The 23,530-nt window shown below is 55.9% G+C and carries 16 protein-coding genes and 1 riboswitch; of the genes, 7 read left to right on the top strand and 9 right to left on the bottom strand.

Going from position 1 to position 23,530, the window contains the following annotated elements:
- Positions 1-131 precede the first annotated feature (131 nt).
- On the top strand, positions 132-746 hold the full coding sequence (locus HLUCCO03_RS01205) for a TetR family transcriptional regulator (protein ID WP_027833270.1): 615 nt from the start codon (positions 132-134) through the stop codon (positions 744-746).
- Positions 747-1,181: 435 nt separating this feature from the next.
- Entirely contained in the window at positions 1,182-2,057 is an 876-nt protein-coding gene (locus HLUCCO03_RS01200) for a helix-turn-helix transcriptional regulator (RefSeq protein WP_197025696.1), read from the top strand.
- A gap of 9 nt (positions 2,058-2,066) precedes the next feature.
- Here the strand turns inward: HLUCCO03_RS01200 and HLUCCO03_RS01195 are convergent, their stop codons facing one another.
- From HLUCCO03_RS01195 to HLUCCO03_RS01180, 4 genes are read right to left on the bottom strand one after another with little or no spacing between them, the layout of a single operon-like run.
- A complete protein-coding gene (locus tag HLUCCO03_RS01195) occupies positions 2,067-3,320 on the bottom strand; it encodes a diguanylate cyclase (RefSeq protein WP_027833272.1) in 1,254 nt (417 codons plus the stop codon).
- Between the two features lie 21 nt (positions 3,321-3,341).
- A complete protein-coding gene (locus tag HLUCCO03_RS01190) occupies positions 3,342-4,406 on the bottom strand; it encodes an HD domain-containing phosphohydrolase (RefSeq protein WP_036197728.1) in 1,065 nt (354 codons plus the stop codon).
- Positions 4,407-4,413: 7 nt separating this feature from the next.
- Positions 4,414-8,100 (bottom strand): PAS domain-containing protein, encoded by a 3,687-nt coding sequence (locus HLUCCO03_RS01185; RefSeq protein WP_051603939.1) that lies wholly within the window; start codon positions 8,098-8,100, stop codon positions 4,414-4,416.
- 44 nt (positions 8,101-8,144) lie between these two features.
- The gene (locus tag HLUCCO03_RS01180) at positions 8,145-9,743 is read right to left on the bottom strand and encodes a PAS domain-containing methyl-accepting chemotaxis protein (RefSeq protein WP_027833274.1); all 1,599 of its coding nucleotides are present in this window, start codon (positions 9,741-9,743) and stop codon (positions 8,145-8,147) included.
- Positions 9,744-10,283: 540 nt separating this feature from the next.
- Here HLUCCO03_RS01180 and HLUCCO03_RS01175 point away from each other — a divergent pair.
- Positions 10,284-11,861 carry a methyl-accepting chemotaxis protein gene (locus HLUCCO03_RS01175; RefSeq protein WP_027833275.1) on the top strand — a complete coding sequence of 526 codons (1,578 nt, stop codon included), beginning with the start codon at positions 10,284-10,286 and terminating at the stop codon, positions 11,859-11,861.
- An 84-nt stretch (positions 11,862-11,945) separates the two neighbouring features.
- On the opposite strand, the gene HLUCCO03_RS01170 is transcribed toward HLUCCO03_RS01175, so the two are convergent.
- Both HLUCCO03_RS01170 and glnT read right to left on the bottom strand, forming a co-directional pair.
- The gene (locus tag HLUCCO03_RS01170; RefSeq protein WP_051603940.1) at positions 11,946-13,166 is read right to left on the bottom strand and encodes a methyl-accepting chemotaxis protein; all 1,221 of its coding nucleotides are present in this window, start codon (positions 13,164-13,166) and stop codon (positions 11,946-11,948) included.
- 154 nt (positions 13,167-13,320) lie between these two features.
- The gene (gene glnT / locus HLUCCO03_RS01165) at positions 13,321-14,679 is read right to left on the bottom strand and encodes a type III glutamate--ammonia ligase (RefSeq protein ID WP_027833276.1); all 1,359 of its coding nucleotides are present in this window, start codon (positions 14,677-14,679) and stop codon (positions 13,321-13,323) included.
- Positions 14,680-14,836: 157 nt separating this feature from the next.
- Between glnT and HLUCCO03_RS01160 the strand changes: the two genes are divergently transcribed.
- The 3 genes from HLUCCO03_RS01160 (at position 14,837) to HLUCCO03_RS01150 (ending at position 17,833) form a co-directional block, all read left to right on the top strand.
- Entirely contained in the window at positions 14,837-15,868 is a 1,032-nt protein-coding gene (locus tag HLUCCO03_RS01160; protein WP_027833277.1) for an alpha/beta fold hydrolase, read from the top strand.
- A gap of 184 nt (positions 15,869-16,052) precedes the next feature.
- A riboswitch (guanidine-I (ykkC/yxkD leader) is annotated at positions 16,053-16,166 on the top strand.
- Between the two features lie 66 nt (positions 16,167-16,232).
- Complete coding sequence (locus tag HLUCCO03_RS01155) at positions 16,233-17,048, top strand: ABC transporter permease (RefSeq protein WP_027833278.1); 816 nt, start codon at positions 16,233-16,235, stop codon at positions 17,046-17,048.
- The gene (locus HLUCCO03_RS01150) at positions 17,048-17,833 is read left to right on the top strand and encodes an ABC transporter ATP-binding protein (protein ID WP_027833279.1); all 786 of its coding nucleotides are present in this window, start codon (positions 17,048-17,050) and stop codon (positions 17,831-17,833) included. The genes HLUCCO03_RS01155 and HLUCCO03_RS01150 overlap by 1 nt, the downstream gene beginning before the upstream one ends.
- A gap of 61 nt (positions 17,834-17,894) precedes the next feature.
- On the opposite strand, the gene HLUCCO03_RS01145 is transcribed toward HLUCCO03_RS01150, so the two are convergent.
- The 3 genes from HLUCCO03_RS01145 to pedF all read right to left on the bottom strand — a co-directional run bounded on the left by HLUCCO03_RS01145 (position 17,895) and on the right by pedF (position 21,268).
- Positions 17,895-19,670 (bottom strand): PQQ-dependent methanol/ethanol family dehydrogenase, encoded by a 1,776-nt coding sequence (locus HLUCCO03_RS01145; RefSeq protein ID WP_027833280.1) that lies wholly within the window; start codon positions 19,668-19,670, stop codon positions 17,895-17,897.
- Between the two features lie 190 nt (positions 19,671-19,860).
- On the bottom strand, positions 19,861-20,793 hold the full coding sequence (locus tag HLUCCO03_RS01140; RefSeq protein WP_036197730.1) for an ABC transporter substrate-binding protein: 933 nt from the start codon (positions 20,791-20,793) through the stop codon (positions 19,861-19,863).
- 43 nt (positions 20,794-20,836) lie between these two features.
- Positions 20,837-21,268 carry a cytochrome c-550 PedF gene (gene pedF / locus HLUCCO03_RS01135; RefSeq protein ID WP_027833281.1) on the bottom strand — a complete coding sequence of 144 codons (432 nt, stop codon included), beginning with the start codon at positions 21,266-21,268 and terminating at the stop codon, positions 20,837-20,839.
- Between the two features lie 366 nt (positions 21,269-21,634).
- On the opposite strand from pedF, the gene HLUCCO03_RS01130 reads away from it, so the two are divergent.
- The gene (locus tag HLUCCO03_RS01130; protein WP_027833282.1) at positions 21,635-23,488 is read left to right on the top strand and encodes a methanol/ethanol family PQQ-dependent dehydrogenase; all 1,854 of its coding nucleotides are present in this window, start codon (positions 21,635-21,637) and stop codon (positions 23,486-23,488) included.
- Positions 23,489-23,530 lie beyond the last annotated feature (42 nt).

The raw sequence follows: 23,530 nt of genomic DNA, 5'->3' as shown, positions 1-23,530 counted from the left end.
TCCAAAACACGCTCCTTGCGGCACATCCATGTGACGCTTGGGCTACGCCATCCCTGGCTCCGCACAGTTTTGGAAAGGCACCCCAACGCCGATCTTCCGAACGCACAGTTAACCGCTGAGAAACACCGTTTATGCGCCGCACCAAGGAAGACGCCGAAAAAACCCGCCAGACCGTCCTTGAGGCTGCCTTGACCCTGTTCAGCCGGGACGGCTATTCGTTGACCACACTAAGCCGGATTGCTCGGGAAGCCGGGTGTAGCCGTGGGCCGATTTACTGGCATTTCCAGAACAAGGATGACCTGTACGAGGCGGTGCTCGCCTACTCACAGGAACCCCTTGAAGCGCTGGTGGCCGAGTGCGCGGGCATGCGGGAGACACCGGTCGAGGCGATGGATCATTTCATCGAGCAATGGCTGGGGTTGCTGGCGAACAACCGGAAATACCGGCAGTCCTTCGAGATTCTGCTCAACAAGACGGAACTGACGGATGCCATGAGCCGGACGTTGAACCGGGAACGGGCATTAACGAAATCGATCATTGATTTGTTCAGGGATCTGGTCGGGCAGGCGGTTGAGCAAGGTTCGATCACAACAAAGGAAGATCCCAGTGACTTGGGCTTGCTGAGTTATACCTATCTGATGGGGATTACCCAGACCTGGCTGTTTGCGCCGAAGTTGTTTTCGCTGAAAAAGGAAGCGCCTTTTTTCCGGAGGCGGTTCTGGTTGATGTTGGGTGTTGATAGCTGATCATGTGAATTATTGGCTGCGCAGCGAATGATCCAGTTCCAGCAACCCTGAAAACAAAGTTAAATTATCTAGGCAGAAATTGATCTGCATCAAAACTCAATTCTTAAACCTCGCCTGAGCCAGCACTTTACCAAAACATTGCAATAACTGGACATCGGATACATTGCCCTCCCCGTAGATTGACTCACGTTAATGTTTCTCCCTCAAGATACGGTAAAACCCACTAATATGTACGCCTGCAACAGTCAGTCTTTTGTCCTTGAGCACTTCCTTCGCATGGACACATTCCGGCCGGAAAGTTGGCTTTCGGCACTTCAGGTTTTAACCAACAGCCCGAGGTTATCCCAGAAGATTCTCACACCAACAGACTCCCGGAGTTTCAGGGGCCGGCTGTCTTTCCTTCCATCTGATAATCTGAATGTCTGCGGTTTCTATATGCGGCACTCAAGTATGATTTCCGGGGCCAACGCCGGATCTGCTGCGATTGTGATGCCGGTAGAGGGAACGGTGGATTTCAAGGTGACCGATGAGCATCGTCTTTGTGGTCCCTGGGCGCCATTCGTCCTTGACCCCCACGAAGAATTTCACGCAACTCTCTCCGACGAAACACATCTGTTTATTGTCCAGTTACCCTGCCTGAGGGAGGGACGCTACCGACACGCCTTTCTGAGCCACCAAAGCCGGTTGGTAGAGGGACTGACCAATTTCCTCTACGAGACGCCTTTTTTTCGGGACTACAAACATGCACAAAGACGTGTAGAACGCTTCTCCCGAAGATTATATGACTGCCTGGAAACAGGCAGCCTCCCTTGCTCAGGGCCACCCGAACGGAAAAATGTCAATGATGATGGCCGTCTTTGTAAGGCCATACAATTGCTGAATCATGCACTGGACAAGGATATCGATATCAAAGCCGTGGCCAGCCGTTCCGGACTCAGCTTACGAAATTTCCATTACCTCATGAAGCAGTACACCGGCCAGTCTCCTTACCAATATGTTCGGGGGCGCAGACTGATCAAGGCAAGGGAAGCCATTATCCAGGACTACCCGGACAGGATCAGTGTCTCCCAACAGGCATTTAACTGGAGGTTTCAGCATGCTGGGCGATTTTCCAGCTATTATCGGCAACACTTCGGCGAATACCCGACGCAGACCCTGCGCGAGCTGGATCATCTCAAGCAGTTGACCCATCACGTCAGGTCTGCGGGAGACAACTTCAGGGAAATCAGGCAATACTGGCTTACAAGTTCCGCCAGTCCGATGCAGCACTCACTGCGCTCCCATTCCAGAATGGATGAGCAGGAAGCATGACAGCCTGATCTATTCGATCAGGCTAACGGTGTTCCTTGTTTTCCTCTTGCTCTGGTACAGGGCCCGGTCAGCGCGCCTGAGAATGTCTTCAAAATGGTTGTCGGCCAAACGAAACCCGGAAACCCCGAGACTGACCGTCGCCCGCACCAGCGAATCATCCGCTCTGAATTCAGCTCCTTCGATTAAGTGTCTAACCCGCTCTGCCAGTTGCACCGCATCTTCTGGGACTGTATCACCGGTAATAATCGCAAACTCCTCGCCCCCCAGGCGGTAGGCGCTGTCGGAGGGGCGCAGCTGATCCATGACCAGCCGCGCAGCTTGCCTGAGCACTTTGTCGCCCACCAGGTGGCCATGGCAATCGTTAATGTTCTTGAAGTGGTCAAAATCGTACATGATCACAGATGCGTTGCGACCACGACGAATGAATGCGGAGTAACGGCTTTTCAGATCCCGGTTAAATTGCTTTCGGTTATACATCCCTGTCAGATCATCAATGACCGACTCTTTTCTGAGCCTGTCTTCCAGAGACTTTTCGGTGGTGATGTCGCGCATTACGCCCAAAACCCGATTTCCGGTGCCGTGATCAATTGTTTCCTGTAACCACCGCACCTCGCCATCCGGCCGGCGAATCCTGTAAGTCAGACTGGTGCCCGCAGCTGTCATCAGGTTCCGATGGAGGTCCAGCACCCGAGGACGATCGTCAGGATGAGAATGCTCTGCCACCAGGGCCAGTGACGCTTCAATTTTCTCCGGCAATCCCAAGATTGCGGCGACCATGGGCGACCAGACAAGCCGTTGACACTCAACGTCGAACTCCCACCACCCTAGTCCCCCCACTTCCTGGGCTCGGGCCAGCCGCGCTGTGGTAGTCTCCAGTTCCTCACGTATCTGTTGTATGGCTACCCGCTCTGAGTCGTCCCTGATCAACGCCAAGGTGAACTCCTGATCTGCCACCTTTATACGATTGAGCATGATATCCATAGGTTGGAGCTGACCATCCAGCCGCCGGCCCTGGAAGCGCAGGCCCGCCCCCATTGCCCGGCATTCTTCCTCGCAAAAAAAATCCGCCACGTATTGTCGATGGGCCTGGCGTGAAGCCTCCGGAATCAGCAATTCCAACGCCTTACACTTTAGTCCTCCCTCCGGAGCCCCGAATATTGCATCTGCGCGACCATTGGCGGCCACCACCACCTGATCACGCCCGACCACGATTGCCGCATCGGGCACAAGATCAATCCACCAGTCCAGATCATTGCGGTTCATTTTCACGACTCATTACGATTTTCAATCCCGGTAAGCGTTCTTGATTTGTACAAAACTGTCCACATCCGCCAGAAAAAGATCGGCCAGCTCCGGGTCAAAGTGTTTACCCCTGTTATCACGGATCAGCGCAACCGCATCCTCCAGCTTCCAGGCGCGCTTGTAGGGGCGTTCCGAGGTCAGGGCATCGAACACATCGGCAAGGGCGGCGATGCGGCCTGACAGCGGAATGTCTTTGCCGGACAGACCTGCGGGGTAACCGCTGCCATCCCATTTCTCATGGTGACTCAGCGCGATCTCCCGGGCCATGCTCAACAGTTCGCTATCGTTGCCATCGAGCAAACGGGCGCCAATCTCGGCATGGGTTTTCATGATTTGCCACTCGTCCGGATCCAGCTTTCCCGGCTTGAGAAGAATGGCGTCGGGAATACCGATCTTGCCGATATCGTGCATGGGGCTGGCGTGAAGAATCAGATCACACCGGGATTCCGACCAGCCCAGTTTGCGGGCCAGAAGCGCGCACATCTGACTCATACGGATGATATGGTTGCCAGTCTCTTCATCCCGATATTCTGCGGCATGTCCCAGCCTTCGAATGATTTCCAGGCGGGTCTCCTGAAGTTCACGGGTTCTCTCTGAAACCAGCACCTCAAGATGCGCTTTCTGATCCCGCACCATCCGATGGGCCAGGTGGGCGTCCAGAAAATTCCGCACCCGCATCAGCAGCTCACGGCGATCAAACGGCTTGGTTACATAATCGCGAGCTCCCTGCTGCAGAGCCTGCAGCAGGGAGTCCTGCTGATTCTGTGCAGTAAGGATCACGATAGGTGGCATCAGCGGATCCTGCAGACCCGCCAATTGCTCCATCACCTCGAAACCGCTCATGCCTGGCATATTCAGATCCAGCAGAATCAGCGCGGGTTGATGCTCCCTGTAGGCCGGCAGCACCATGAACGGATCACCAATGGACACGACATTCCGGTACCCCTCAGCTGACAGGATGCGTTCCAGTAGCTTGAGATTCACCGGCTCATCATCAACCACGAAAATCGCGTGCTCGTGGAAGCGGGTGTCGGAAAAAGCAGACATAATCGGTTTACCTCAGATAAGTTTCCAGAGTGGCAAGCAGGTCGTCCACACTTATAGGTTTGGTCAGATAGTCATCAAAGCCGGCCTGTTTACCCCGACGTACTTCGTTGTGCATGGCGTTGGCCGTCAGGGCGATCACCGGGATGGCTGATGTTTTGCGGTTGGTTTTCAGCGACCGGAGGATCTGATACCCGTCCGTGTCAGGCAGGTTGATATCCAGCAGCACAAGATCCGGTTGTTCAGCCCTGGCCAGCGCCACGCCTTCGGCACCGCTGGCTGAAGTCAGCAAATCGGCGCCGGGAAAGCGTTGCAGAATGCGGGCAACCAGCTTCAGGTTTGCGGGATTGTCCTCGATATACAGAACGGACCGGGTCTCTTGCACCTGGTTGTCACCGGTTTGCGCTGGCTGGCTCTGCGATTGAATGACCGGCGCGCCAGTGGTGTTGATAGCACTGCCGCCGTCTTCGGATGGCAACCGGAGCCAGAATGTGGAGCCCTCGCCAACACGGCTTTCCACTCCGATAGTGCCCCCCATCAACTCCACCAGACGTTGGGTCAGGGCCAGGCCGATGCCTGTGCCCTCAATATGGCTCAGTTCAGCTCCCAGCCGATTGAATGGCTGGAACAACTCGGAAGTCCGTGACGGTTCAATACCGGGACCGGTATCCGATACCCGGATATCCACCCAGTTTTCACAATGCTGCCTGGCTGAAATCAACACCTCACCCTGTGGCCGGTTGTACTTGATGGCATTGGAAACAAGGTTCGTCACGGCCTGCTTCAGGCGGGTCCAGTCTGCAGTAACCCGGAAGCCGTCAGTGTCTTCCACGCGAATATTGATTCCCCGGGACTGGGCCATGTGCCGCACCAGGGTCAGGGTTTCTTCCATTAGCTCAGAAACGGGAATGCTTTCCAGCGACAGGTCGAGTTTGCCTGACTCGATTTTGGCCAGGTCCAGGACTTCGTTGATCAGTGTAAGCAGATGCCTGCTGGCGTTCAGGATTTCCCGGACGTTGTCCTGTTGCTCTTCATCAAGGTCATTATCGATCTCAAGCAACTGACCAAAACCCAGGATCGCATTCAGAGGCGTCCGCAATTCATGGCTCATGCTTGACAGGAACTCCGACTTGGCCCGGTTGGCCTGATCCGCCCTTTGTTTGGCCCGTACCAGGTTTTTTTGATTGATCGCCTCCATGTCCAGCATGCGCTGGGATTTGATAATCACCCCGTAGGTCGCCATAAACGGTCCCAGGAATTCGATGAGCTCCTCGTCATAGCCCTCTTTCCGGTTGGCCAGGGCAAAGGTTCCCACCAGCTCCGCTCCCACAAAAATGGGAACACTCAGGAAGGTGCGGATGTCAGGATGCCCGGGAGGCAGGCACCGGAGGGAGGCATCCGCCGATGCCTGATCAACCACGACCGGCCCGCCCTCGCGGATACAGGCGCCCAGCATGTTGTCCAGTTCCCGGAATTCGAAACGGTCTGTGCCTACACGACTGACCATCTCCGAGGACATCGCATCCCAGCTGATATCGGTAATGGCCTGCACGCGAAGGTAGGGCTTTTCAGAATGGTCATACAGAACCTCCGCCAGATAACCAAACTCGCTGCCAGTAAGCCCGATCAGATTATCAAGCATGGTATCCAGGGTTGCCTTGAACCTCCCCTCCAGTACAAACGCGTTAAGCGAATCGTGGAGCATGTTCAGCAGGCTGGCCTGTGCCTCCAGCTTGAGATCGGCTTCCCGGATCCCGGTAATGTCCTGCACCACCCCCAGCATGCGGACAGCCTTGCCGGATTCGTCGCGGGTAATGTCTCCGGTCTCCAGTAGCCACCGGATCTGGCCATCGGGCCAGACCACCCGATGTTCGATACGATAAGGATGATCCTCTTCAATCGTCTCCTTTATGGCCGTTTCGACCTTTCCCCTGTCCTCCGGGTGCACTGCACTCATAAAGTTTTCATAGGAGGTCTCCAGCTCTCCTTCGTGGTAGCCGAACAGGACCGGAATCTGTTCTGTCCAGTAGAGCTCACCCGTCGCGATGTTCCATTCCCAGGTGCCAATGCCCGAGTACTTCTGGGCAATCCGCAGGCGCTCACGATTATGCTCATGCTCGAATTCCCGTTGCCATCGAGTCAGCGCTCCCGCCAGGATATTGGCAAACAGCTCAATTAAACCCTGCTGCGAGAAGGTCTCGCCCGTAGGGCTGTATGGGCCGACAATGCTTACCGTACCCAGCTGAACATCATTAAACATTAACGGAGCTCTAAACGCCGGAGCCCCGCCAGAGCCGGGACCACCATGCTCGGTTTCGGCGTTCCGGATCCACAGTGCGGGCAGTTCTTCCGTGACTGGCGATGCCTTTGGCAGATAATGCAGGAACGGATAATGTCTCTGCAGATCCAGTGCTACACCAACCGCCTGTAAGAGATAACACAGAGGCGCAAAGGCGACGCGGAGTCCATGGACAGCTTCCTGCCAACCCACATCAAGCAGCCGCGCGCCAAGCTCTCCCAGGCAACTGGCCAGCACTCCCTGCTGACTGATAAGGGCCTCTGCACCCTTGACGTGAGTAATATCCTTGCGGATGGCAATGTACTGGTAGGGGCGGCCTGACTGGTCCAGGCAGGGGACAATAGTCGAGGACACCCAGTAATAGGATCCATCCCTGGCACGGTTGCAAATTTCACCTCGCCAGACTTCGCCCTGGCTGATGCTGGACCAGAGCTCATGGTAAAATTCCACTGAATGATGTCCGGATTTGAGCATACGGTGGTTCTGGCCGATCAATTCTTCTGAGGAATAGCCACTGATTTCACAAAACCGATCATTCACTTCAATAATCCGACCAGCCCGATCCGTCTTGCTGACAATGGCATGCAGGTGAAGGGCGCGCTGCTCCTGCTCATAGTCATGGAATTTTTCATAAAGCCGGTGGCGGGCCCCTGTTGCCGGCAGATTCCGGTTCAAACGGGCGGTGACCGCTGAAGTCAACTCGTCAATGCCTGCAACATAGACAACGTCAACAAGGGCGTTCAGGGCCAGCAAGACCTCACCCTGCCTGGTTTTACCTTTAATTATAAATACCGGAACCGCATTGAGTTGGGGAAAGGACCGGAGCAGATCAATAACGGCCCGGATCGACAGGGATTCGGGATAGTGGCTTATGACAAGACCGTCAGGGGGATCTTTTTGCAAAGCAAGCACACCGGCCTCGACGTCAACGAGCCTCTCGACCGCCAACCCCGCACCCGTCAATGCGTTATCGAGCCCCTGATAAGCCGTGTCCCTGGCCTCGATCACAGCCAGCATTCCGCTGCGGGGTGGCTCTCCAACGCCAAGGTCCCGACAGCACTCCAACAGAGCTCGGGGTGTCACCGGCTTGCTCAGGCACCGTGCCGCACCCAGCGACAGAGCAACCTGCGTCAGCTCAAGAGAAAACGTGTTTGCCATCGCCACCCACGGCCTGCAAGCAGACTCTCCGTTCAACGCGTCAATCGTATCCAGGGATTTCGCCTCGTGCGGTGCTAAACAGCCAATATCGACCAACCAGAGATCTACCCCGGAAACATTGCCCGGCCCGGACTTCCAGTCAAAAAAACCGCACCGCAAACCTTCTGAACCCAGTTTCTGTTCCTGGCGCTCTACCCACTTTCCGGTGGCAGCATCGCCAACAACGGCAATATCAATCATTTCCCGATCCCATGGCTGGTGATTCCCTCAGACTGCCACCATCCTCAGAGACGCGCCCTTTCCCTGAGCCGCAGCACCAGCCGCGCAACATCACCAATCTGTTGTTTGAGGTCGTTGGTAGCGTGCTGCGCCTCCTGAACCAGTCGCATAGCCGAGTCCCCGAGTTCGTTGATGCTGATAATCTTCCCCGAAATCTCGGAAGATGCATTGTGCTGCTGCTCCGCCGCCGCCGAGGTGCCGTTGCAGGCTTCCGAGATATGGTCAATATTCTGCACCAGCTCTTCCAGAGTGCGATCGGAGCTGACGGCGTTCTCCACCGTCCGCGTTGCGTGGACATCACAACGCTCCATTGAGCTGGTTGCATCAGCAACGGTCTGCCGGAAATGCTTGAGGGTCTGGTCAATCTGTTCGGTGGTTGATTTGGTGCTCCGGGCGAGATTGCGAACCTCATCCGCCACAACAGCAAATCCACGGCCTGCGTCACCGGCCCGGGCCGCCTCAATAGAGGCATTCAGCGCCAGCAGATTGGTCTGCTCCGTAATCTCTCCGATAACCTCCAGTGCCTGGGTAACGCCACGACTGGCTTCAGTCAGTTCACTCACAGCCGATCTCGCCTGGCCCAGTTCTTTTGAAAGAGCTTCCATACTGTTCCTTGTCTCCTGGGTAAGCTCCCGTCCTCTGGCTACCCGTTCCGATGCCAACTGCACCTGTTCAAGCATACTCATGGCGTTACTGGCCACTTCCCGGGAGGTCGCGGACATCTCCTCACTGGCAGAAGCAATGGTGTCTGTCGCTGTGGATTGCTGCTGTACTGCAGAATGAGCATCGGTGCTGCGGCTGATTGTGTGCTCAGCCCCGCCATCAAGCTTCCCGATAACATCGTGCAGGCGCTTCACGACGGCATCCAGTTCCGCCGATTGCTGGGTGATCGCCAGATCAAGGCTGCCAATGTCATCAACACGACCCGAGAAAATATGCTCGGCCACCGTGTCATCAATCACGGACCTTGCCCGGCGAACACATTTCCTGAACGGCCCCGTCAGCCACCCGATGGTTACCAGCGAAACCACAAAAGCGATCCCGCCGGAAAGAGCAATAGCCATCGTGGACGGCATCAACAGCTGCACGGACGTAGAAATGGCTATGACCAGAGCCATGACTAGCATGAGCCTGGCATGAAGCGGGAGACCGCGTCGCAAGCTGCCCCGCTTGACGGGCCCCTTGGCTGGCTGACTCTTACTCAGGTTTGCATACAGTTTCTCCGCACGGGCCTGGGCCTCCGGCTCAAGCTGGGAGCGTATCGATTGCAGCTCCTGAACCTGACCGTTCTTGTCGAGTACCGGAATTGCGTAGGCGCGGACCCAGTAATGGTCCCCATTCTTGCACCGGTTCTTGACGGCACCCAGCCAGGTTTCACCATTTCGCAGTCTTGACCACATTTCTTCATAAGCGGCCCTGGGCATGTCCGGGTGGCGAATGATGTTATGGGGCTGATTAATCAATTCATCCCTGGAAAACCCACTGATCTCGACAAATTCATCGTTAATGTGAGTGATCTGGCCCTTGGGATTGGTGGTGGACAGGATATTGGCGTCAGGGCCCACAGGCACATTTCGATTGGAAACTGGTTGGTTGACTCGCATGGGCAGATTTCCTGAAGGAAGATTTAATATTCACAGTCCGACTAGGTCACGTATCTGCTTGAATGTAGACTGTTCCCGAGATACTCACCCAGTGCGCTTTCCGCCAGGCTGCTCACTAAAGACTATGTTCTTGCTACATTTTTTTAACAATTCCGGATGAAATTCTGTGCCAAATTCGGATATCAGGCGGACAACTTTTGCATTAACTGGATAACGCAGACATTCCGAACATATGCACCTATCTGACGCAGCCCCTGATCAAACACCGGAATCCTGCAATAGCACCAGGGCTGTCATCAGCTGAGCCAGATCTGTTGATTTATCCAATTATTGCAATTCTTTCATGCTCGGCATCCATATTTGGCAAAAAAACAGGACAGCCGTCTTGTAAATAATGCTCTGTAACAAGGACTTAGAGAATTACCCGGGATTCTTTCCCACTGAGCGGATTACCCGAACGCGATCTAGAATCAGTCCGGTGCATATATTTGTTCTAACCGCTATGAGAATCTCGCACACTTGCTCAGAGGCTCCATCAAAATGCTGTTGAGAAAATTTTTCGGGAATGTTGCCGTCGTTAGAAAACTGGCGGCAAGCTTCGGAATCCTTCTTGTTCTTCTAATCATCGTATCTACCGTCGGCATCCTTTCACTCAATGACTACAACCATGGTGCGTCAGTTGTAAGGCATGCCAACGCTGCTGAAATTGACCTTCTGGAGGCAGAAAGAGACGAAAGAAACTTTACGATCACACAGGACTCACAGTACATCGAGCGTGCCATAGGGTTCGTCGATGAAGCTGAAAGTGAACTCGCATCACTGCTTGAAATGAATGAAGCGGGCAGCGAGGACCGGCAGCAGGCGGAGCGGATTCTTGACGGTGTCAGATCCTACGGGGAGCTTCTCAGGAGGTACGAAACGGAAATCTCCGGGCCGGAAGAAATCGTCAGATCCCTCGAAGAGCAGATGTACGCAGCGGCAACCGGCACCATCGATCTCATGGAGGAGCTGAAATACCGTGAGCAGGCACAGTTGCAGGACGCGTATGACCTCGCGATTGCAGAAATCATTATCGTGACCGCGGTAGCTCTTCTCAGTGCCATATTACTTGCATGGGCTCTGACTCGCTCAATTACCAAGCCGATAAAGGAAGTGGTTGGCGTTGCCAACAAGGTTGCCTCAGGGGATCTTACCGTGGATGTTCAGAGCCAGCGAGGGGATGAGTTCGGCCAGTTGCTTGCCGCCTTTGCCACCATGATAACCAATCTGAGAGCGCTGATTCGCGAAATCGAAACCGGGGCGTCCGGCATTGCATCGTCTTCGGAGGAGCTTTCCACAGTCACCAATCAGACCAGCCAGGGAGTGGCAGAACAGCAGTCCCAGACCGATCAGGTTGCCACCGCCATGAATGAGATGGTCGCGACCGTCAATGATGTGGCAAAAAGTGCTGAAGCTGCTTTTGAGGCTGCCAATCAGGCCAGCGAAAAGTCCGGCAATGGTGAAAAAGCCGTCAGGGAAACCCTGGAGCTGGTCGCGGATCTGAACGAACAGAGCGCCAATGTATCGAAACAGCTTGGCGGCCTGCAGGCGGAAACCAACAACATCGCTACGGTGCTGGATGTGATCAAGTCCGTTGCCGAACAGACCAACCTGCTGGCGCTGAACGCCGCCATAGAAGCCGCCCGTGCCGGCGAGCACGGGCGCGGCTTCTCCGTGGTTGCAGACGAAGTGCGCTCCCTGGCTCAGCGTACCCAGAGCTCTGCTGCCGAGATTGAAACCCTGATCAGCAATCTCGTCAGCAGCGCTGATACATCGGTGGCCAGCATGGAGACCGGTAACAAACTTGCGGAACAGACACTCGAGCGAGCGCAACTGGCAGGTACGGTCATTCAGGAAATGGCGCAAGGGGTTGAGGAAATCCGCCAGTACAACAGCCAGATCGCGACCGCCGCCGAAGAACAGAGCTCTGTGGCAGAAGATATCAATCAAAATGTCACCCTGATTCGGGATGTGGGCGATCAGTCTGCTGCTTCCACCGAACAGGTATCCGCTGCCAGCCAGGAACTTGCACGACTGGCAGAAGGGCTCAGCATGCAGGTCGCCCGGTTCAAGATCTGAGACAGATGGCAATGTTCACCATCACTTGCTCTAAACAGGCGAATACCTGACTAATGGCGTTAGCCAATACACTAAAGCTGCTGATCACCCCACTAATTCCAGTTCCGGGGACCTGCGAATCTCTGTTGCTTCTCTCGCCTGTTTTAATTTTCTCGAAAGATTCAGCTCGTCGAGGTCTTCATTCAATTGATCAGAAAGACTGTTTACTTTTCCTGCAATCTCTCTGTTTGTTTCAGCTATTTCAAGTGAGGTCTGGCTGAGGGAAGAGAGCTGGGCGATATCTTCCGCAATCGTCTCAGATACGGCCGTCTGTTCCTCGACACCACTGGCGACAGAGATAAGCTTTTCTGCAATTTTATCGATTGCTTGCAAAACTGTATTAATAGAGTCTGCAGTAATGCCTGCCTTGGTTTTGGCGTCTTTAGCGTTTTCCTCTGCTCTGTCGGACAGCTTCGATGCGACCTTGATCTGCTTCGTCAGGTCTTCGGTCATCGCAGCAATTTCCTGTGCGGACTCCTGAGTACGTTTTGCCAGATTCCGGACTTCATCAGCTACTACTGAAAATCCTCGGCCGTGTGCACCCGCTCTCGCTGCTTCAATCGCGGCGTTGAGCGCAAGCAGATTCGTCTGTTCGGCAACCTCATTGATAACCGTTAGTACTTTACCGATGTCACTGGTTCTTGCCTCGACCTGATCAAACTTCGCTGAAAAAGCGATAACCAACTCAGTTAGCGAGTCCAGTCCATCAACCTGACCGGCAAGAGCTTCACGCGCATTGCCTGAATTTTCGCTGGCATTATCCGCACGCTCTGAAATAGCCTGGACTTCATCTGAAATATTACTGATTGTCGATGACATCTCTTCTATCGCAGCAGCGAGACTTTCTGCACGACTAGTCTGATTCTCGATGGTTGATGCGCTCTTTTCAGCAGTATCTTCACTTTTTCCACATAGATCCCCCAACGTATCGGCTGCCCTATCTATGCTGCGAATAATTCTGCGTAATCTTTCTGCCGCACTATTGAGACTTGCGTTGATCTCGTGAAATTCGTCTTTTGAATCGCTGTTAATGGTGGCCGTAAGATCGCCACTAGCGATGAGCTTTGCAAAGTGAGTCGTTTTAGCGAGATTTATGGTTACTTTTCGATAAACAGTAAAGGTTGTTGCTACGGCAACTACAACGCCAATAAATACAACAAGCCAGGACTGGATTGCAAAATTGTCATTCAATAGCAACTGGATGGACAGCAACAGAATTGTAATAACAGCATTTGTAAGAAGCAGGTGCGAGACACGTAAACCCATAGTCAATATTCCTTTACTGTAAGTGATCGAGCCATGAATTCGTTGTACGCCTCGCCCCCTTCTGTCAGTTACTCATGCTCCAATCCTTTGCCAGATCCGGATATTCTGTAAATAACATTTGCATTAATCGGACAATGCCGACGCAGCCAGATTCTCAGAACATCTTCAGATAACGCTCCACCTCCCACTCAGACACGTGGTTCTGGTAGCTCTCCCACTCTCCCTTCTTGTACTCGACAAAGCTGTTGAACATGGCCTCACCAAACACCTCTCTGGCCAGCGGATCCGCCTCGAACGCTTCCACCGCTTCACCCAGATTTCGGGGCAGGTACTCAATGCCCTGCTCGGCGATTTCCGCATCGCTGTAGTTGTACATGTTCTCATGGTGCGGGGCGCCGGCGTCCAGGCCTTCGCGGATGCCTTCCAGGCCGGCGGCCAGGATCAGGGCGCTGCCCAGATAGGGATTGCAGGCAATGTCTGCCGCGCGGCATTCAATGCGGCCACCCATGCCGGGAATGCGGATCATGTTGGTACGGTTGTTGGAGCCGTAGCACATGAACACCGGCGCCCAGGTGGAACCGGACATGCTGCCCTGGCGCACCAGGCGCTTGTAGCTGTTCACCGTGGGGGCGATCACAGCGCTGATGGCGGCGCCGTGTTTCAGCACGCCGGCCGTGAAGTGATAGGCGATCTTGCTGATGCCACAGTCATGCAGGTCATCACCATTGGGCTCGAACAGGTTCTTGCCGGTTTTGATGTCCGCCAGGGACATATTGTAATGGGCACCGCTACCGGTCCGGTCGGCGAAAGGCTTGGGCATGAAGCTGGCAAAGGCGCCGTGCTTGCGGGCAATCTCGTTTGCCATCATGCGGAAGAACACCAGGCGGTCCGCCATGGTCAGGCCGTCGGCATATTTGAAGTCGGTTTCGAACTGGCCGTTGGCGTCTTCATGGTCGAAGGAATAGACATCCCAGCCCAGCTCGTTCATCGCATCCACCAGCTCGTCCATGATCGGTAGATTGTCCATCAGGGTGCGTGGGTCATAGCAGGGCTTGCCCAGGTTATCCCGGTCGCTCAGGGGGGCGAAGCCGCCGTCTTCGGTTTCCCGGAACAGGAAAAACTCGGTTTCGATGCCCAGGTTGAAGCGGTATCCCATGTCGGCCGCAGTCGCTAGCTGGCGCCGGAGGATGTTGCGGGAACAGGCCTCGAACGGCTTGCCATTCAGGTACAGGTTACCGGGAAACCAGGCCAGCTGACGGTTCCAGGGGCAGATAGCCACGCCGTCCGCATCCGGCATGGAAGCTACTTCATCATCCGAGATATCCTGCGGGACACCATCCAGGGCAGCACCGGTATAAAGCTCGGAGCCTTCCATCATCTGGCCAAGATGGGCCACGGGCACAAACTTGCCCTTGGCAATGCCGTGAATATCCACATAACTGGCAATGGCGTATTTGACGCCCGCATCCGCAAGCTTCTTTTTCAGGGCCTGGTTGTTGGTCAGGTCTGTCATTGTATTCCCCTCTAACCCGGCGATACCGGTAGTCGATGTGTGTTCTGGCACGTTTCTTTCAACGGTTTTCTCATTCAACTTACATGCCAGCATGTATATATAAATGCAGGACAGCCGGTTTTGTCACCCGGAAACCATACATCGAGAGAGGCCGGAAATGTCAGCAAAGCAATGGCTTAAGGATGATTTTGAAGCTGGAGACCTGCTCCTTTCCGGTGGAGAAACCCTGTCCTCCGCACGCCTGCATTACCATCAGATCGGGGAACTCAACGCACCAAAAGATAACCTGGTACTGCTTCCCACGTACTACGGTGGTGCAGCGGCCGGCAACCATCCCTGGGTTGGCACCGACAGCCCCCTGAATCCGGACAGATACTGCATTGTGATCCCCTCCATGCTCGGTGCCGGGGAATCCTCATCACCCTCGAATATCCCGGGCCAGCAGGCCGGCCCCGGCTTTCCCACGGTCAGCCTTTACGACAATGTGACGCTGCAGAAGCGGCTGGTGGATGAAGTTTTTGGCGGCGCCAGCATCGCGCTGGTCATGGGCTGGTCCATGGGAGGCATGCAGGCATTGCAGTGGGGCTGTCTGTTTCCGGACCGCGTCCGGGCGGTACTGGCCAGTTGCTGCACGGCCCGCTGTTATCCCCATAACCGGGTGTTTCTGGAGGGCGTCAAGGCCGCACTGACCTGCGACGGGGACTATCAAGCCGGCCACTACCGGAAACCTCCGCAGCGGGGGCTCAGGGCATTTGGCCGTGTGTATGCCGGCTGGGCCTATTCCCAGGCGTTTTTCCGCCATGAGCGATGGCGCGAGGCCGGGTTTGATTCCATCGAAGCGCTGCTGCAGTTCTGGGAGGACGACCACCTGGACCAGGACGCCAACAACCTGCTTGCCGTCCTGGAAACCTGGCAACGGGGCGATATAAGCAACAACCCGGTTTTCGGCGGCGACTACGCCAGGGCACTGTCGGCAATCGCCATGCCCACGCGGCTGATGCCCAGCACGACAGACCTTTACTTCACCGCGGAAGATGCCGCCGAAGACGCACGGGGCATGCCCGGCGCCAGCCTGGATGCATTGACGTCGGAATGGGGTCACATTGCCGGTGGCGCTGGTCGGGAACGGCAGAGTCACCGGGAAATTCTGGCCGCGGCCGGGTCCCTTCTGGAGAACGGAGATTCATGATGGTGCACCCTTCATGGCTGCGCACCACCATGGCGCACCCACTGAAGCCCCTGCACCTTGATTTACCCCGGTTTTATCGGTTTCACGAATCTGGCACGCCATCTGCACTATTCCGGACAGGTATTTCTGATAATCCCTATCCGTTCACAGCAACACCGCAGAACAGGCGGCAGATACAACGGACACAATGGGTGACTAGGGTTCCGGTCCGGGCAGGCTTTATTGATCAGCCCGGATGGCTGGTCCGAGAGTTACCGACCTCTGGGAGGTTACACGGCGGGACAAAAGCCCGGGAGACTGGATCGCAAGGGACGCTGTTGCCCGCGATGACCTTGCCGTGTTGTGTGACCAGAGGAGACAACCTATGAGAGTGATCAACCGCCATCCCGGGCGAGTATCGGCCACCCTGCTTGGTTTGCTGCCCTTCCTGTTGATCATGTTGATCTACAGCCTGGCTTCCCAGGAGCGCCTGGCTGAAAACCCCAACGACAAATTGCTGCCCGGCCTGGAACAGATGACCGCCGGCGTCGAGCGCATGGCGTTCCAGGAAGACCGGCGCAGCGGCGACTACCTGATGTGGAAAGACACCACCGCCAGCCTGAAACGCCTGGGCATCGGGGTTGGTATTGCCGCTTCCCTGGCACTGGTTATCGGCATTCTCAATGGCACCCTGCCCCTGATAAGGGCCAACCTCGCACCGCTGGTGTCGGCGCTTTCCATGATCCCGCCGCTGGCGATACTGCCAATCCTGTTTATCGTGTTCGGCCTGGGAGAGCTCTCCAAAGTCATGCTGATCGTGATTGGCACCGCCCCGATCATGATGCGCGATGTGGCCCAGCGGGTGCGGGAGCTGCCCGGGGAGCAACTGATCAAGATCCAGACTCTGGGCGCCAACTCCTGGCAGGTGATTACCCGCATGATGCTGCCCCAGGTTCTGCCCCGCCTTATCGACGCCGTGCGCCTGAGCCTGGGCCCGGCCTGGCTGTTCCTGATTGCGGCGGAAGCCATTGCCTCCACCGAGGGCCTTGGCTACCGCATCTTCCTGGTGCGCCGCTATCTCGCCATGGATGTGATCCTGCCCTATGTCATCTGGATCACCATTCTCGCCATTGTTATCGACCAGTGTCTGCGCCTGATCAATCGCAGGCTGTTCCCCTGGTACAACGCAGGAGGCCACTGATGAGCTTTATTACCGTCAACAATCTCTGGAAGGATTACAGCGGCCAGGTGGTGCTGGAAAACCTCAACCTCTCCGTCAGGCAGGGTGAGTTCTGCACCCTCGTTGGCGCCTCGGGCTGTGGCAAGTCCACATTCCTGAAAATGCTGCTGGGCCAGGAGACCCCGAGCCGCGGCGAGCTGTTGCTGGAGGGTGAGCCCTTCCCGGGGGAGCCGGACAGGAACCGGGGCATCGTCTTCCAGCGTTATTCGGTGTTCCCGCACCTGACCGTTCGCCAGAACGTATTGCTGGGGCTGGAACTGGAGCAGAAGCCGCGGCTTGGAAAGCTGTTCGGTGCCGCCCGGCGACAGGCCCTGGAAAAAGTGGATGCCATGCTGGCCTCAGTAGGCCTCACCCCATCCGCCAGCAAATGGCCTCACGAGCTTTCCGGGGGTATGCAGCAACGGCTGGCCATCGCCCAGTCACTGATCATGCGCCCGCGGGTGTTGCTGCTGGATGAGCCTTTCGGTGCACTGGACCCGGGCATTCGCGGCGACATGCACGATCTGCTGCTGAAGCTGTGGAAGGAAACCGGCACCACGATCTTCATGGTTACCCATGACCTGAAAGAAGGTTTCTACCTCGGCACCCGGCTGCTGGTATTCGACAAGGTTCGCAACGACCCCCACGACCCCCAGGCATTTGGTGCCACCATCACCTACGACCTGCCAATCGGCCAGACCGACCAGACGCTGTATCAGCATATCAACGATTCGGTCACCGAAACGGCAAGGCACCAGGCCGCCTGAATGAAAAAAGGGGCTGCCCGAAGGCAACCCCTTTTCTAACGACAGATGTCGGTCCCTCTGATCAGTTGCTCGCTACGCGATCGCTCGGCAGCCTGAACGTCCAGACTGTACCACCCTGGTTGAAGTCCTTCACCACCTTGGCCACTTCGCCACCCCACAGGGGCACGGCACCGCCCCAGCCAGTGGCGATGGACACATACTGGTCGCCGTCCATTTCCCAGGTCACAGGCGTACCTACTACCCCGGTACCGGTGTTGAACTTGTAGAGCTCCTCGCCGGTCTTGGCGTCAAACGCCTTCAGGTAACCTTCCGGCGTACCGGTAAAGACCAGGTTGCCTGCTGTGGCCAGCACCCCACCCCAAAGCGGGGCCGGGTTGTTGTAGCGCCAGACTTCTTCACCGGTTTTCGGGTCCATGGCACGCAGAACACCAATAAACTCGTCGTTTGCGGGCTTGATGGTAAAGCCGGCACCCAGGTATGCAGCGCCTTTCTTGTAGTTTACAGGCTCGTTCCAGATGTCCATGGACCATTCATTGGACGGTACATAGAACAGGCCGGTATCCTGGCTGTAGGCCATGGGCATCCAGTTCTTGCCACCGAGGAATGCCGGGAAGGCAACCACGGTTTCGCCCTTCTCACCATCGGCATCGGCGGGGTTACCCGGGCGACCGTTTTCGGTGTTGTAGATGGGGCTGCCATCGTCGTTCAGGCCCTCGGCCCAGGTGATCTTGTCCACAAACGGGAAGCCGCGGATGAACTCGCCGTTCTCTCGGTTGAGCACGTAGAAGAAGCCGTTACGGTCCGCGGTGGCCGCCGCCTTGACGGTCTTGCCATTTTCCTCGTAATCAAAGGAGATCAGCTCGTTAACGCCATCATAGTCCCAGCCGTCATTGGGAGTGGTCTGGAAGTGCCACTTGATACTGCCGTCGTCCGGATCAATGGCAACACGGGAGGACGAGAACAGGTTGTCGCCGGGACGTAGGTGAGAGTTCCACGGCGCAGGGTTACCGGTGCCGAAGAACAGCGAATCGGTATCCGGGTCGTAAGTGCCACCCAACCAGGTGGCTGCGCCACCCGTCTTCCACATATCTCCCGGCCAGGTCTTGCCGGCTTCGCCACCGGAAATACCATTCTCGATTTCCTTGCCGTCCTTGTAGACATACCCCATGTGGCCTTCCACGGTCGGGCGCATCCACAGCAGATCACCGGTTTTCGGGTCACGGGCTTCCACCTTGCCGACAATGCCGAACTCACCACCGGAAACACCGGTGATCAGCTTGCCCTTGACGATCAACGGGGCGGCTGTCATGGAATAACCGGCCTGGTAATCAGCGACTTTCTTGATCCACACCACTTTGCCGGTGTCCTTGTTCAGGGCCACCAGTTTGGCGTCGAGTGTACCGAAGATGAACAGGTCGTCGTACAAAGCACCGCCCCGGTTGACCACGTCACAGCAGGGCATGATGCCATCCGGAAGGCGGGCATCGTACTGCCAGATTTCCTCACCGGTGCGTGCATCAACTGCATAAGCGCGGGAATAGGAAGCCGTCACGTACATGACACCATCCTTGATCAGCGGCTGGGACTCCTGGCCCCGCTGTTTTTCGCCACCAAAGGAGAACGCCCACGCGGGCTGCAAAAACTTGACGTTATCGGTGTTGAGGGCCTTCATCGGACTGAAACGCTGGCCCTGCACGCCCATACCGTAGCTTACGATGTCATCAACAGTATCCTGGTCGTTCAGGATGTCTTCATCGGTGACCGCATGGGCCCCCAGGGATACAGCCAGCGCCAGCGCACTGGCGGCAAACTGTTTACCGAACGAATTCGATCTCATGGTTGCGCTCTCCAAGTTCTCTTGTTGTCAGTGTGTACTGCGAACCGGGAATTTTTCCCGCCTCTGACACACATTCTTGGCCTCACCCGCAATCGCAACAATTAACCGCCAGAACAGGTTTTCTCATCACTTGGTAGTAAGACCCCCACAAAAAAGCCCGCGCATGGCGGGCTGAAACCGGATGAATGATTTATTCCTCACTCTCCTCCGGGCCGAGAATATCGTCGTAGTATCCCGGCCTGCTGTAGGAGAGCCCATGGCTGGCATAGAGCTCTGCCATTTCTCCCGATCTGACCATGCGATCCACGATTGCAGCGATCGCGTACCCCAGTGCCCTGTGTGTATGGCGAACTGCCAGGCCCACATCCCACACCTGTTTTGACATCCCCGGGAAGCCGTTACCGGCCTTGGTGAAACCATCGTCTGCATGGGCCTCCAGTTGGTACTCAATCTCTGCCCGCATGCCCATGACACCGGCAATCTCGCCCTGCTCCATCGCCCCGAACGCCTCACCAACGTTCCTGTAATGCTGGACCTGATTTCGCAGGCGCCCACCAAAAGCAGATGTGAGGTAAGTGGCCGGAAGGGTGTCAACCTCCACACCAATGGGGTGGTACTGAAAAACCGCGACGGTTTCCACGCCGTCCAGTCGATCCCGGTCGAAGGCAATCTGCCATCGCTCCTGCTGATACGGGCCGAAGAAAACCACCTGTTCGTTGATCATCTCCCCGGTGGAGTCCCGCATATACTTGAAGGTGCTGTCGTAGGGTACCCGCATCATGATGTCCGCGATTCGGGTCTTGGCCAGATAATGTCCTTTCCAGATATGGTTGCGCAGATCATCCCCCAGGCTCTCGTCCGGGGTAATCCAGTAGGGACGGAACTCCACCCCGAGCCCTTCGGCAATAAGACGACCCAGGTCGGCATCCACGCCCTTGGGCTCTCCGTCCACCTCATAGGAATAGGGCGGAAAATCCCTGTACATGCCCACGTTCAGATACCCTGAATCCTGCACGATATCGAGGGTTCTTTCCGGAATCAGCGAGCGGGCCTGCTGCGCCTGTACCAGGCCACTGCCCGCCAGCAGCAGTAGCAACATCAATGTGTGAAAAGCTGTCTTCATGGGCTGACCTCCCCGAAGGCGGTTAGACGCTCTGGCCACTTACTCATTCTTCCGGCGCCGAAACAGACTCGATATAAGTTTTAATAGCCCAGATCGCGGTCTGGTCCAGGCTGTTCTTGAACGATGGCATACCACCGCCGGTGCCCTTCATCACGCGCCCGATAAAGTACTCGTCATCCCATTCTTCCAGTTCCCGAAGATCCGGGGTCATACCCCCGGACATAGCTTCGATGCCGTGGCAGACAGCACAGTTGCCGGCATAACCACTCTTACCAACCTTCACCGCCTCGTCATGCTTGTCACCATGCTCGTTCCCTTTGCGAAACGGATTTTCCATCAGTGCTTCCTTGCCAAGATCAGGAAGGTCCCCGGTATCCACTTCCTGGGGGGTAACGTCTCCATGAGACATGGCAAGACCGGCAGCAGCAAACATACCTGCGGCGAAAATCGCCTTTAAGGAAAAAGAAACTGACATGGTATTTGACCTCTGTTTTGAATTCCGTGAGCTGGCTGATTGTTGTGAATGCATTGCCAGCTACCTGATTCAAGTCTAGGAACACGCCATACCAATCAGAATGCCACTTTGGCGCCTTCGTTCTAGTTCCTTGGTAGTAGGCATGCAGAGGCGGCGCCAAAGCATGAGGCCCTGGGGAGCTCTCGTAAAACTGGCCCGGCTTCAATCGTTCACGTGCCCGCCAGGAATTTTTCCCGGTTTTTATTCTCTTTTTCCCGATATTTTCATGATTTTTTCCGTCGCCTTCATCCTCGCTGCAGGCTAATACTCTGACCGTCAACGCAACACAGACGCGTAAATGACAACAAAAACCAAGGGGAATTGAACATGAAAAAAAGACATATCAAGTCCGCCATTGCCAGAGCAACCGGACTGGCAACACTAGTGAGCATTGCCGGAGGTCTTACTTTGCAGGCCCATGCAAAAGACGTTACCTGGGCGGACATCAAGAACGATGCCGAAACCACGGAAGATGTTCTCGGCTATGGTATCGGGCCCAAGGCTCAGAGGTACAGCCCGATGACAGCGGTCAATACCAGCAACGTTGAGCGCCTGGTACCCGCCTACTCTTTCTCCTTTGGCGATGAGAAACAGCGGGGCCAGGAATCCCAGGCGCTGGTTCACGACGGCATGATTTACGTCACCGGCTCCTACTCCCGCCTTTATGCTCTCGATGCCAAAACGGGCAAGAAGGTGTGGGACTACAGTCACCGACTTCCGGAAGGCATTCGTCCCTGCTGCGATGTGGTAAACCGTGGGGCCGCCATTTTCGGTGACAAGGTCTTCTTTGGCACTCTGGACGCTGGCATCGTGGCCCTGGACAAGGACACCGGCAAAGTTGTCTGGCGGGAGAAATTCGGGGATCACGAGGCAGGCTACACCATGACCGGCGCACCAACGCTGATCAAGGATCAGGAAACCGGCAAGGTGCTGTTGATTCATGGCTCTTCTGGCGACGAGTTCGGTGTTGTGGGTAAGCTCTTCGCCCGGGACCCGGACACTGGTGAAGAAGTCTGGATGCGCCCATTCGTGGAGGGACACTATGGCCGCCTGAATGGCGAGAAAAGTACCTCAACCGGTGACCCGTCAGCACCTAGCTGGCCAGACGATCCCGATACCGAAACCGGCAAGGTGGAAGCCTGGAGCCATGGTGGCGGCGCGCCTTGGCAGAGTGCCAGCTTCGATATTGAGACCAATACCATCATTATCGGGGCAGGCAATCCCGCGCCCTGGAACACCTGGGAACGAACCTCACCGGGTGGCGACCCTCAAGATTACGACAACCTCTACACCTCCGGCCAGGTAGGCGTTGACCCTTCCACCGGGGAAGTGAAATGGTTCTACCAGCACACGCCCAACGACGCCTGGGATTTTTCCGGCAATAACGAGCTGGTTCTTTTCGAATACGAAGATGACGGAGAAACCGTCAAGGCCACAGCCCATGCCGACCGCAATGGCTTCTTCTATCTGGTGAATCGGGAAAATGGTGAATATATCAATGCATTTCCGTTCGTGGATAACATCACCTGGGCCGAACGCATTGGCGAGGATGGTCGACCGGTAGAGGCAGAAGGCCAGCGCCCACCACCCCTTGAGCCCGGCGAAAGCCAAGGCGAGGCAATTGAGGTTTCTCCCCCCTTCCTCGGCGGCAAAAACTGGAATCCCATGGCCTATAGCCAGGACACTGGCCTGTTCTATATCCCGGGCAATCACTGGAAAGAAGACTACTGGACGGAAGAAGTTACCTATAAAAAAGGAGCGGCCTACCTTGGACAGGGCTTCCGGATCAAACGCATGTACGACGATCACGTTGGCATTCTCAGGGCCATGGATCCGCTTACCGGTGAAGTGGAATGGGAACACAAGGAAAAGCTGCCTCTCTGGGCAGGCGTGCTGACCACCAAGGGTGGCCTGGTCTTCACCGGCACCGGTGATGGTTATTTCAAGGCGTTTGACGCCAAGACCGGCGAAGAACTCTGGTCCTTCCAGACAGGGTCGGGGATTATTTCATCGCCGATCACCTGGGAAATGGATGGTGAGCAGTACATTGGCGTCGTCTCTGGCTATGGCGGCGCAGTCCCACTCTGGGGTGGCGACATGGCGGAACTGACCAAGCCAGTTTCCCAGGGAGGTTCCTTCTGGGCTTTCAAACTTCCCTCTTGGGCGCAGGCCTCCCGTTAAACCCGATCCGGCAATAGCCCGGTGCCCTGCGCCGGGCGTTTC

This window comes from Marinobacter sp. HL-58, assembly GCF_001314605.1.
Classification (GTDB): domain Bacteria; phylum Pseudomonadota; class Gammaproteobacteria; order Pseudomonadales; family Oleiphilaceae; genus Marinobacter.
Note: the sequence above shows the minus strand (reverse complement) of the source record. Positions and strands in the feature narration are given on the sequence as shown.